The sequence below is a fragment of the Rhodococcus sp. NPDC059234 genome (genome assembly GCF_042754225.1).
In the GTDB taxonomy this organism is placed as follows: Bacteria; Actinomycetota; Actinomycetes; order Mycobacteriales; family Mycobacteriaceae; genus Rhodococcus_G.
Genome location: NZ_JBHZAH010000138.1, coordinates 1 through 11,886 on the forward strand (window position 1 = coordinate 1; position 11,886 = coordinate 11,886).

Below are 11,886 nucleotides of genomic sequence, written 5' to 3' on the forward strand. Positions count from 1 at the left end.
CCCGAGACTCCGTAACCGCACCACTGCGCGTCAGCGCATCGGAAATGGGGCCTCGTTATCGGGCTACGTCAGGTAACGGATGCGAATTTACGATTCGGCTCGTAACGAATATTGAAATTGCCGAAAATCATCCTTGAACTGGCAATCACCATGCTTTGAATACATTGATGTATTCGAATTTCGCCCACTTTCGGGGCGCCCGTATGTCGACGGGGCCCGCGCCTGCGCGGTCGGCTCCGTAGGCGATCGGTGCGCATCCGGGGAATGAAAATGCAGGTCAAGTCCCATGGCGCGGAATGTGTTGCCCGGGCGGTGCGGGCCGCCGAGGGGCGTCGCGGCGGGTGGGAGGTTTGTTGACCAAACGTTTTATCGATAGTTACCCGCCGGTACGTGATCTGTATTACGGTACGCGGGGAATTCAACTAGGCGACCGTCCAGGTCGCACGAGAGGACGTTTATGTTGCAGCGCCCAATCAAAGTCGCCGTGCTCGCCGGCGTGATTGCCGGAGGATCGGTGCTGACCGCCGTCACGGCGTCGGCCGCCCCGGCTCCGGTGACCACGACGTCCACCTTTCAGGTGACGTGCCGCGCTGTCCCGAGTGCGTTCACGGGACCGACGTCGGACGGAAATCCGGCGACCGTCAAGGTCACCGCGCCGCCCTCCGTCGCGCCGGGCGAGACCTTCGACGTGGACATCGACCCCGGGGGAGTCACGATCCCGAACTCGCCCAGCGGTGCGAACCTGCAGAAGATGTCCCGTGTCAAGATCGACATGCAGATCCCCGCCAACGCCGAGTACGTCTCGGCCACGGTGACCGACGCCGGCAACCTGACCGCCGGGAAGCCGGCGTCACTCACCCGCGTCGACGAGTCCGGCAATCCCTCCGCCACCGGCGGGATCCTGCGACTGTCCGGGGGCAACGAGACCATCGGGAACGGGCCCTCCTCCTCCACCAATTCTCATGCGGGACTAGCGATCAACCCGCAGTCCGGCGCGAGCACCAGTGTCACCTTCCCCAAGTTCCGCATCTCGCTGAAGGCGGGCGCGTCGGGGACCATCGAGCCCAAGGTGCGCACCGGGGGCGCCGCCGGTAACTTCGGCAGCCCGGAGTCGTTCCTGACCTTCCTGCCGCAGGTCAGTCACTGGATCGGCGGCACCATCTGGGCCCCGACCTCGTGCTCGCCGCGCGCCAACGACCAGGCCCCGCTCAATGCCGGCGCCGGTCCGCTCGCGACCATCGCCATCGACGGCAACACCGGACCGGTCGATCCCGGCCCGGGCACGGACGTGACCACCACGCTCGAGGGACCGGCCGCGGCGACGACCGGCGAGAAGGCGTCGTTCTCGGCGGCCGTTTCCCCCGAGTCCGCTACCGGCACAGTGCAGTTCAAGGTCGACAACAAGTCGGTCGGGGCTCCGCGCCCGGTCGTGCGCGGCATCGCCCGGCTGGACCTGACGTTCAACAAGGCCGGCGCGAAGTCGGTGACCGCCGTGTACGTCGGCGCCGACGGCAAGGAGTACGCCTCCGCGCCGCACGTCGTCACCGTCACCGGCGGCGACACCGGCCCCGTCGATCCGGGCCCGACCGATCCCTCGACCCCGGGTGGCAGCGGCAGCCTCGCCGACCTCCTTCCGACCGGCTCCCTCGGCGGACGCTGAGTCGTGCACACCGATGAAAGGCGCTCCATGAAGATCCGCAACGCAGCCGCGGTCGCCGCCATCCCCGCGGTGGCGGTCGGCGTGCTGACCGTCGTGACCCCGGCGGCATCCGCCGCACCGGTCACCAAGACCGTCTCCTTCCAGCACCAGTGCCGGGTGGACGGCGCATCGGACTGGGACTACACGGTCTCGGACAACCTCGAAGTCACCGCGCCCGCCGCGGTCCGCCCGGGGGAGCAGTTCTCCGTGCGGCTGCATCCCGGCCAGATGCGGACCTCGGATTCGGACACCGGCCGGCTCAAGTACGACGTCGCCGTTCCGCAGGGGGCGGACCTGATCTCGTACGCGCTGGTCGACGGCACGGCGAGCAACCTGATCGGCGAGCAGCCCGTCGTTCTCCGGGTGGGTGCGGACGGCAACCAGAATGCCGCCGGCGAGTACCTGCGCATCACCGGCACCGGCAACAAGACCGTCAACGACGGACCGAGCGGCAACGACAACAAGCCGAAGGAGGGCCTGCAGGTCAAGGCGAACACCGACTTCCGTTTGCCCGCAGTCGAACTGACGCTCAAGGCGGGCTCGGGCGAGGACTCGACGGTGACCACGCGGGTGCGGGCCGGCGCGGCCACGCCGGTCATCAAGATCAAGGACACCAGCCTCAGTTTCGGCGAGTCACGCTGGGTCAACGCGGCGGCCTACTGCGTCGCGACGGGCGAGGGCCGCAATGCGCTCTCGAGCACCGAGGTCTTCACCGTGGCCCAGACGGACACGGTCGTCAATGTCGCGCTCGAGGCGCTCACCGGCGACAACGTGAGCATCAAGGCGACCGTCGCCCCGAACCCGGGTGCGGGCACCGTCGAGTTCTTCGACGGGGAGAACAGGATCGGCTCGTCGGCCGTGAGCGCCGACGGCGTGGCGGAGATGGTGTGGCCGTTCCGCGACGCGGGCACGCACCCGATCACGGCGAAGTTCACCGGGACGAAGAAGTTCAACACCTCGACCTCCCCGGAGAAGACGGTCACCGTCACGGTGCCCGGCGAGGTGGTCGTGGAACCGACCGACCCGAAGCCGCCGATCCCGGACCCCGGGACCTCCACCGGCAGCCTGGGGAGCCTGCTGCCCGGACTGTCGACCGGATCGCTCGGCGGCAAGTGAGGATCTGACGCCACGGCGTCGCAGCGGTAGGGCGGGTGGGTGTGATCGCGTCGATCGCACCCGCCCGTTTCGCGTTGTCGGAGTTGCCGGCCGCCGGCGCCGTCGAACACCCGGCGCTGAATCGCCGCGCCGAGGGACCGAGGGACAGAGGGACCGAGGGTCAGGGTGTCCGGCCGAGGAGCGCGGCGAGTCGGTCGAGCGGGGGAGCGTTCTCGGACACCTGCTGGGACGGGGCGAACGGGCCACGTCCTGCCGGGAGGTTCGGCAGGAGCGCGCGGCTGAAGGAGATCTGGTCCTCGACCACCGTGTCGGGGTAGCGCGGTGTCTGCCCCGACGCGCGGGCGAGATCCCAGCCGTGAGCGAGCATCTCGGTGATGCGCATGTTCAGGGCCTGCACGGCCGGAACCCGGCCCATCGGCAAGGTGATCTCTTGGTCCAGCGCTCCCGGCCGGGCGAAGGCTTGCGCCAGTGCGTCGGCCGAGGCGTGAAAGGCGCCCGCGGGGTCGGGGCCCAGCAGGTCGGGCGGCGCGGTCACGGTGGTGACGGGCAGCGGGTGCCCCCGCAGGGACGAGGCGAACAGGTGGTTGCCCGCCGTCACGTGGTTGACGAGATCGCGGACGGACCACCCAGGGCAGGGGGTGGGTGCGGACCACTGGTCGTCGGTGACGCCGGCCACGAGGGCGCCGGTCGCGTCGAGTGCTCGGTCGAGGTCGTCGATGGTCGGGGTCATGGTTCCGGCGTACCACCGCGAGGGCGGACACGGAACCCCGCGCTCGGCCGAGGGGCTGTCGCCGCGACGAAATATGCGTGATACTGCATGTAACGCACATCGGCGAAGGGGTTGGACCTGTGGACCAGAACGTGCAGTACGACGCGGTGATTGTCGGGGCCGGATTCGGCGGCATGGGAGCCGCGATTGCGCTGAAGCGGATGGGACTGACGAATCTGCTGATCCTCGAGCGGGAGGCCGCGCTCGGTGGTACCTGGCACGTCAACCGGTATCCGGGTCTGGCCGTTGACATCCCGTCGGTGAGCTACTCCTACTCCTTCGAGCCGAACCCGAACTGGTCTCGGCTGTTCGCGCCCGGCGCGGAACTCGAGCGGTACGCGGGGCACGTCGCCGACAAGTACGACCTGCGCCGGCACATGCGTTTCGGTGCGGTGGTCGAAGGGGCGAGCTGGGACGAGGACCGGCAGCGCTGGGTGGTCACAGTCGAGGGCGGCGAGCAGGTCGTCGCGAAGTACCTGCTCACGGCGACGGGATTCCTCTCCCAGCCCCACCTGCCGGACATCCCGGGCATCGACTCGTTCGCCGGCACCGTCGTGCACACGACCGCCTGGGACGCGGCGCTCGACCTGACCGGGACGCGGGCGGCGATCATCGGGACCGGCGCGACGGCCGTGCAGCTGATCCCCGAGGTGGCGCGCCGAGCCGCGGAGCTGACGGTGTACCAGCGCACGCCGATCTACGTGGTGCCGAAGGTGGACGTGCCGATCCCGCGACCCGTCCGGCGGCTGTTCGCGCGGGTTCCCTTGGTGCAGCGTGGGGCTCGTGCCGTCAGCGGGGCGCTGCTGGAGCTGTTGATGGTCAGCGCGGTGCTGCACTTCAAGCAGGCGAAGGTCCTCAACAAGGGCGCGGCACTGGCGTCGCGGGTCTTCCTGCGGACGCAGGTCGGCGACGCGGGCCTGCGGCGCAAGCTCACCCCCGACTACGACTTCGGCTGCAAGCGGCCCACGTTCTCCAACAGCTACTTCCGGACGTTCACCAAGCCGCACGTGCACCTCGAGACCGGAACCATCGCGCGCGTCGAGCCGGACGCCGTCGTCACCGCGGACGGTCGCCGCACCGAGATCGACACCTTGATCCTCGCCACCGGCTTCAATCTGTGGGATGTGAACTTCCCGGCCATCGAGGTGATCGGGCGCGACGGGCGAGATCTGGGAAAGTGGTGGCGGGACAACCGCTTCCAGGCGTACGAGGGGGTCGCGGTGCCGTACTTCCCGAACTTCCTCACCCTCGCCAGCCCGTACTCGTACAGCGGACTGTCGTACTTCACCACCATCGAATCGCAGATGGCGCACATGGACCGGCTGTTCGGCGAGCTGCGCCGTCGCGGGGCCGACGTCTTCGAGGTCACCGAGTCGGCCAACGCCGAGTTCCTCGACCGGATGACCGCCAAGCTCGACGACTCGGTGTTCTACGGCGGCAGCTGCCAGACCGCACGCAGCTACTACTTCAATCAGCACGGCGAGGCGGCGATCCTGCGGCCCACCTCCACCGCCAACGCCTTCCGGGAGGCGCGGAGCTTCCCGCTGGGTGACTACGAGATGCGGTCGTTCGCGGGGGTCGAGTAGCGGCCGTCGCCGTGCGACCGGATCCCGCAGGGTACACACCGTGTGGCGAGGACACGCAGGCGTCGCGCGCGCAGTGGGGGTGTGACGTCGGCACACCGTGTGTGGCGCGGTGACTCGGTCGTCGCTGGGTGTCAGGCATAGGCTGCAGAGCGATGCATCACATGACTGGTACGCCGACACGCGAGGGAACTGGATGATCGACAACGTCAAACCTGCGGCGTCCGAAGAGAACTTCGAGCATTTCAAGCGGAATCCACTCTTCGAGGCCTCGGTCGACCTGATCGCCGGGTACCTGTCGGAGGCGTTCGACGAGCCGGCCGCGGTGGAGGTCGACGAGTGGACGCTCGCCTGTCTCCCGTCCACCGGGAGGTCCGGTGCCCGGCAGCGGTTGTTCACCCTCAACATCGGGCCGATGGAGGTCCTCACCGTCCAGACCGAACTCGAGGACGGAGTGCCGGTCGACTGCTACATCATGATGTACGTGTCGGCCTCGGCGTTGGAGATCGAATCGGGCTGCACCCTCGACGCGCTCGCCGAACGCACGGCGCTGCTCGACATCCGACGAACCGACATGGCGTCGGCGGACGGGGACGGTGCGGTGATCGGCTGCCGTCCCACCGTCGACGGCGCACTCGATCAGCTCGACCAACTCCTGCTGCACGAGAACACGATTCGACCGCTCGCCAAGGCGCTCGTCGCGAAGGGCAAGGGTTCGTACGAGCAGTACCACAACCGCCTGTTCGCGGCCCACGTCCTCGCGCAGGCGTCGGCCGATGAGTGACGACCTGCCGATCCGGCTGCCGCGGGTACTGCGGGACGGCGACGACGACCGTGCCGTCGACGTGTTGCAGGAGTACTTCACGCGCCCGGTGACGAAGACGGGCCACCTGCGCACCGGCGCACGTTGGGACTCGTGGGATCCGAGTGGCCGGCGAGTGGCCGACGTCGACACCTTCACCGCCGACGACCTGGTGGCGGTCACACTGCTGTCGGTGCAGGTGCCCGCGCAGGGCGCCTTCGTCCTGCTCGGCGACAAGCGGCCCGCGCTCGACCGGCGGCTCGAGGAGGTGGGGCCGGACCGGGACCTCGTCGACGAGGCCGAGCCGATGACGCCCGAATCGCCGGCGTGGCGGCTGGAAACCGAACTCCGTGAGATCCACGGTATCGGCCGCACGATCGCATCGAAACTCATTGCCCGCAAACGTCCGCGTCTCTACCCGATCTACGACGACGTCGTCGGCAGGCAACTCGGAACGAAGGCCGCCCACCTCGAGCCGATGCGGTACTCGCTTCGTCACCGCAACGGCGAACTGCATCACCGGCTGGTCGACCTGCGGCAGCGCGCGGAACTCGCGGAATCGGTGCCGGCGGTGCGGGTCCTGGATGTGCTCGCCTGGATGCAGGGGAAGGGATACTGATCGCCTATGACGGGGAAACAATGGCGCGGCGTCGTGCCCGACAGCGTCCACGACGGGCTCGACGTACACGGCTGGCGGGTCCGGGCGGCATCCACGAGGGGAAGCGCGCACCACGACGCCGGAACCCCGCGGCAGGACACGTACATGGTGCGGCACGGTCACGGCAGGCTCGCGGTGGTGGTCTGCGACGGTCTCGGTGCGATGGAACTCTCGCACCTTGCCGCGGAGGCGGCGAGCGCGGCACTGGCCGAACACCTGCTCACCGCGCATCTCGAGGTGTCCGGCGACTGGACCGACCACCTGCGGGTGGCCTCGCGGGCGGTGATGCGGGTGGCAGGAGAGGTGCTCGCTGACGACGCACCGAGCCTCGACGCGGTTGCCGACATCATGGCCACCACCGTGACGGCGGTCGTCGTCGAAGGCATCGACGGCCCCGGACCCTGGCTGGCGCACACCGCCACTGTCGGCGACAGCAGCGCGTGGTGGCGGCAGACTCGTTCCGGCGCACTGGGATTCGACCCATGGTTGCTGATGTCCGGTGGGCGCCTGACGCGTAGCGAGATCGCGACCTCGCGTGCACTCGCCCTGCCGTTGCCCGACGACGCCGTCATCGACGGCGCCAGTTACGAGATCGGCACCGAGGAACTCCTGGTGGTGTGCAGCGACGGCGTCGCGGACGCGTTCGACGACGGCGGCAGCGCCGTCGCCGCCGCCTTCGCCGCCGGGTGGACCAATCCGCCACGCCTGACGGAGCTCGCGAACCGGATCTCCTCGGAGTCGTCGCGGTCGACGGACGACCGCACCGCTGTCGCGGTGTGGACGCCGCGCTGAGTCGGACCGGTCAGCCGCGGGGAGCGCGGTAGGGGCGACGCCCACCGGTGTTTCCCAGTTGCGACGGCGTGCGCCTGGCTACGGTGATCCGTCGGATCATCGAGGCCGTCGAGCAACGAGCGCGTGACGTCGGCACCGGGGCGCCCGCGATGTGGGCGCTGACACATGCCGTTTCGTGCTCGGCCGGTGGCGAGTTGTGCGTTTCCCCCCGAATGTCCGATCGGAATCGATCTAGCAGGAAACGTGAAGGTTCTCAGCATTGCGAACCGATTCGGCGAGCGGGTACGAATGAGGTGTCGCTCAGTCGTGCAACGTATCTCGACGCACGCTGGTTCGGCAACATCCCCCTCGAACAAAGGAGTACTTCCATGGGTTCATCGAACGAGCAGCTCGGTCAGATCGGCTCCATCGCAGGCCTCGGCGCGGTCGCGCTCGCGGCGGTCTGGGCAGGCGCCGGGTTCGCCTCGATGTCCTGACGCTTCCGTCACCGGCAGGCTTCCAGCCCGTGTCCGATCGGGCACGGGCTGGACCTACAGGTACTGCGCCCGCCAGGCGAGCACCCCCGTCCCCACGCACACCCCCGCCAGCAGCAGCACCCACATCCAGCGCGGGAGACGGGTGAGGATCCGCAACTGGTCGATGTCCGATCGACCCGAACGGGTTCCCGCGACCTCGACGACGGTGCGCAGGTTCCCGATCAGCAGCAGCCAGATCACCACGTAGCCGAAATGCAGTTGCAGGGTGGGTGATCCGTAGTAGGCGACGGCGCCGATGGACGATCCGGACAGGATGAGCACGAGCAGTCCGAAGGCGTTGCGAATGAACGGCACCATCGCGACGATCAGGGCGACCGCGCCCCACAGCAGCACCCGGAGCTGACCGGCGGCGATCAACGCCGCTCCGCCCAGACCGAGTAACGACGGCGCCAGGTAGCCGGCGGCCGCGGTCAGCACCATCCCCGGGCCGCGCGGTTTCCCGCGGGACAGCGTGAGGCCCGAGGTGTCCGAATGCAGCCGGATCCCGGTCAGCCGCCGGCCGGTTGCCACCGCCGCGACGGCGTGCCCGGCCTCGTGCACGAGAGTGACGGCGTGACGGGTCAGCCCCCACAGCGGCCCGACCAGGACGAGGGTCGCCGCGACGACGATCGGGAGGTAGGCAGACCACTGGTCCCAGTACGAGTTCACCCGACCATGGTGCCAACCCCGGTCGGCTCGGTCCGGGACCGCCCGCCGCCGGGCGGCCCCAACCGCCCGCTCAGTGCTGGATCTGCCGGAACGGCCGCGCCTGTTCGAGCTCGTACGCCAGTTCCAGCAGGGTGCGCTCGTCGCCGTGCGCCGCGGAGAAGTGCGAGGCGAGCGGCAGTCCCGCCTCGGTCTGGTGCAGGGGCAGCGAGATCGCCGGGCCGCCCGCGGCGTTGTTCAACGGGGTGAACGCCGTGTAGTCGACGAGCTTCCGAAAGAGGTCGTCGAAACTCTGTGTCGGAGAAAGGTATCCGAGGCGCGGGGTGGTGTGCGCGACCACCGGCGAGAGGATCACGTCGAACCTGGCGAACGCGTCGGCGTAGGCGCGCTGGGTGCGTCGCAGCCGGTACAGCGCCCGGGGTGTCTTCGTCATGTTCTTGCGGTACATCGCCGCCAGCCCGCGGGAGAGGTTGTCGGTCTTGGACTTGTCGAAGTCGGAGCCGAGCATCTTCTTGCCCCCGCCGTGGATCGCGAAGGACAGGAAACCCCAGTACAGGCCGAAGTCCTCGACGAACGACGGGCCGACGGGCATCGGCGCCTCGTCGACGTGGTGGCCGAGGTCGGCGAGCAGGTTCGCGGTGGCCCGGACCGAGTTGCGGGTCTCCTCGTCGGTGCGGAAGCCGTTCACGGAGTCGAGGATCACCCCGATCCGCAGTCGGGTCGAGCTGGGTCCCTCCACCAGCCGCACCGGCGGGAGTTTCGGGTTGCGGTAGTGGTTTTCGGCCGCCGCGTAGTACCTGGCGGTGTCCCGGACCGTTCGCGTGACGACGCCCTGCGTGACGACCCGGATCGGCATGGACTGGTCCATCGGGTCGGCCACGGTGCGCCCACGGGTCGGCTTGAGGCCCACCAGCCCGCACGCGGCGGCCGGGATCCGGATGGAGCCGCCCCCGTCGTTCGCGTGCGCGATCGGCACCACCCCGGCCGCGACCAGGGCCGCGGAGCCACCCGACGAGGCGCCCGAGGAGTAGTCCGGGTTCCACGGGTTGTGCACCGGTTCGGCGGCCGGGTACTCGGTGGACGCGCTGAACCCGAACTCGGGCAGTCGGCTCTTGCCGAGCGAGACCAGCCCGGTGGACAGCAGCTGCGCCACGACGTCGCTGTCGCGGTCGGCCGGCTTCGGGGTGAAGGCGGCGCTGCCGTGGCCCGACGGCAGGCCGGTGACGTCGACGTTGTCCTTGACGACGGTGGGGACGCCGCCGAACACACCCCGACGCGGCGAATCGGCCTGCGAAAGGGCGCGGTCGTAGTCGGGGAACTGCACGGCGTTGAGTCGGCCCTGCACCGACTCGGCCCGCTCGACCGCCGCCTCCATCACCTCGCGGGCCGAGGCCTGCCCCGACGCGATCAGCTCGGCGACCCCGGTGGCGTCGAGCTCGCCCAGGGCGTCGTCGCGAAAGGCGTGGACTCGGGTGCTGTCGGTGTTCATGGCGTCCTCACGGGTCGCGGGTGCGGGTGCTCGCCAGCCTAGGCGGGCGGGTCGATCTCGGACAGCCCTTCGGCGGTGAGTTCGAGCCATCGGGTCGGCCCGATCTCCCGCAGGAACGGAAGGTCGTGGCCTGCGACGAGCAGCGCGCCCCGGAACTGGGCGAGGGCCTCGGTGAGATGTCGCAGGCTGGGCAGGTCCAGGTTGTTGGTCGGCTCGTCGAGCAGCAACAGCCGCGGGCCAGGCTCGGCGAGAAGGATGGTCGCCAGCGCGGCCCGCAGTCGTTCACCGCCGGACAGTGCCGCCGCCGGGACGTCGGCGTCGCGCCCGCGGAACAGGAACCGGGCGAGCCGGGCCCGGACCTGCTCGTCCGTGGCGTGCGGAGCGGCGTCGGCGACGTTCTCCGCCAGGGTCCGGGACTCGTCGAAGACGTTGAGACGCTGCTGAAGTACCCGCCACGGCACCAGCGGCGGAGCGGCGGCCACCGCCTTCATCAAGGTGGTCTTGCCGACCCCGTTCGGCCCGATCAGGGCGATGCGTTCGGGCCCGCTGACCGTCAGCGAGACGGTCTGCCCGCTCGGCAGGGTGACGCCGTCGAGCGAGACCACCCGCTGACCCGGGTGCACGACGCTGTCGGGCAGGTCGATCCGGACCTCGCGGTCGTCGCGGACGAGTTCCTCGGCGTCCGTCAGGGTACGACGCGCATCGTTCAGCTTGTCCTGGTGGTTGGCGCGCAGCTTTCCTGCCGACACCTGCGCCTGACGCTTGCGTTCGCCGGCGAGGATCCGTGGAATGCTCGACTCCATCTTCTTGCCGTAGCGCTGCCGGCGATCGATCTTGGTCTGCGCCTCGACCAGCTCGCGGCCCTGCTTGCGCACGTCGGCGCGGGCGTCCCGGACCGCAGCCCGGGCCGCCTCCTGCTCGGATTCGACGGCCTCCCGATAGTGCGTGAAGTTGCCGCCGAACAACCGGAGCTCGCCGCGTCGCAGTTCCGCGATCGTGTCCATCCGGTCGAGCAGGTCGCGGTCGTGGCTGACCACCACCACGACACCGCCGAACTGCTCGACCGCCGCGTACAGTCGCCGCTTGGCCGACAGGTCCAGGTTGTTGGTGGGTTCGTCGAGCAGCAGCACTTGCGGATCGCCCAGTAGCGCCGCGGTCAGGCCGAGCAGCATCGTCTCACCGCCGGACAGCGTTCCGACGGTGCGGCCCAGTGCATCCGGCGTCGGTGCGACGTGCGCGAGGCCGAGCTTGTCCAGGGTTGCGACGGCGCGTTCCTCGATGTCCCAGTGACCCGTGGCGAGGGTGAAGTCGTCCTCGGTTCCCTCGCCGGACTCGATGCGGTGCAGTGCTTTTCGCTGTTCGTCGATGCCGAGAATGGCGTCGACCGTGCGGTCCGGGTCGAGGGTGAGGTCCTGGCGGAGACGGGCGAGGGTGCCGGTGACCGTCACCGAACCACGGTCGGGGGTGAGGGCACCCGCGATCAGGCGCAGCAGGGTGGACTTGCCGGCGCCGTTGCGTCCGACGAGGCCGGTCCGTCCGGGTGGAAACACGGCGTCGACGCCGTCGAAGACCAGGTCGCCGTCGGGCCAGGAGAAGGTGAGATCGGACAGCGTCAATGAGGGCATGGATGCTCCTTCGAGGTGGGTGCGGTGGCACACGGGTACGGCAAGTACCGCGGCGCCGAGAGCGCGTCACTACCTCTGTGCGAGCAAGGGCCCTTCTCCGATCGTCGACAACAGGACGGGGTCCAGGTTAGGGCGGTCGGGCGCGGGCGGCGTCGTGGGCGTCACCGGCGCG

10 protein-coding genes are annotated in these 11,886 nt (G+C 69.4%); 6 read left to right on the forward strand and 4 right to left on the reverse strand.

All coding sequences use genetic code 11. The features are described 5' to 3' along the window. The first annotated feature begins 457 nt into the window (after positions 1-457). A complete protein-coding gene (locus tag ACFXGJ_RS21615) occupies positions 458-1,660 on the forward strand; it encodes an Ig-like domain-containing protein (RefSeq protein ID WP_378624567.1) in 1,203 nt (400 codons plus the stop codon). Between the two features lie 27 nt (positions 1,661-1,687). Further along, positions 1,688-2,815, forward strand: a complete 1,128-nt coding sequence (locus ACFXGJ_RS21620; RefSeq protein ID WP_378624569.1) for an Ig-like domain-containing protein — start codon at positions 1,688-1,690, stop codon at positions 2,813-2,815. 160 nt (positions 2,816-2,975) lie between these two features. Here ACFXGJ_RS21620 and ACFXGJ_RS21625 read toward each other — a convergent pair whose 3' ends face one another. Continuing rightward, on the reverse strand, positions 2,976-3,545 hold the full coding sequence (locus ACFXGJ_RS21625; RefSeq protein ID WP_378624571.1) for a TIGR03086 family metal-binding protein: 570 nt from the start codon (positions 3,543-3,545) through the stop codon (positions 2,976-2,978). Between the two features lie 119 nt (positions 3,546-3,664). Here ACFXGJ_RS21625 and ACFXGJ_RS21630 point away from each other — a divergent pair, with 119 nt between their 5' ends. From ACFXGJ_RS21630 to ACFXGJ_RS21645, 4 genes are all read left to right on the forward strand, one after another. Further along, the gene (locus ACFXGJ_RS21630; RefSeq protein ID WP_378624573.1) at positions 3,665-5,170 is read left to right on the forward strand and encodes a flavin-containing monooxygenase; all 1,506 of its coding nucleotides are present in this window, start codon (positions 3,665-3,667) and stop codon (positions 5,168-5,170) included. Between the two features lie 193 nt (positions 5,171-5,363). Continuing rightward, a complete protein-coding gene (locus tag ACFXGJ_RS21635; protein ID WP_378624575.1) occupies positions 5,364-5,951 on the forward strand; it encodes a hypothetical protein in 588 nt (195 codons plus the stop codon). Continuing rightward, entirely contained in the window at positions 5,944-6,588 is a 645-nt protein-coding gene (locus tag ACFXGJ_RS21640) for a DUF6308 family protein (protein WP_378624577.1), read from the forward strand. Before ACFXGJ_RS21635 ends, ACFXGJ_RS21640 begins: the two co-directional genes overlap by 8 nt. A gap of 6 nt (positions 6,589-6,594) precedes the next feature. Then, positions 6,595-7,419, forward strand: coding sequence for a protein phosphatase 2C domain-containing protein (locus ACFXGJ_RS21645; protein WP_378624579.1), 825 nt, complete (start codon positions 6,595-6,597; stop codon positions 7,417-7,419). 530 nt (positions 7,420-7,949) lie between these two features. Here the strand turns inward: ACFXGJ_RS21645 and ACFXGJ_RS21650 are convergent. The 3 genes from ACFXGJ_RS21650 to ACFXGJ_RS21660 all read right to left on the reverse strand — a co-directional run bounded on the left by ACFXGJ_RS21650 (position 7,950) and on the right by ACFXGJ_RS21660 (position 11,714). Further along, positions 7,950-8,603, reverse strand: coding sequence for a M50 family metallopeptidase (locus ACFXGJ_RS21650; RefSeq protein WP_378624581.1), 654 nt, complete (start codon positions 8,601-8,603; stop codon positions 7,950-7,952). A 70-nt stretch (positions 8,604-8,673) separates the two neighbouring features. Further along, entirely contained in the window at positions 8,674-10,089 is a 1,416-nt protein-coding gene (locus tag ACFXGJ_RS21655; RefSeq protein ID WP_378624583.1) for an amidase, read from the reverse strand. 38 nt (positions 10,090-10,127) lie between these two features. After that, a complete protein-coding gene (locus ACFXGJ_RS21660) occupies positions 10,128-11,714 on the reverse strand; it encodes an ABC-F family ATP-binding cassette domain-containing protein (RefSeq protein ID WP_378624585.1) in 1,587 nt (528 codons plus the stop codon). Positions 11,715-11,886 lie beyond the last annotated feature (172 nt).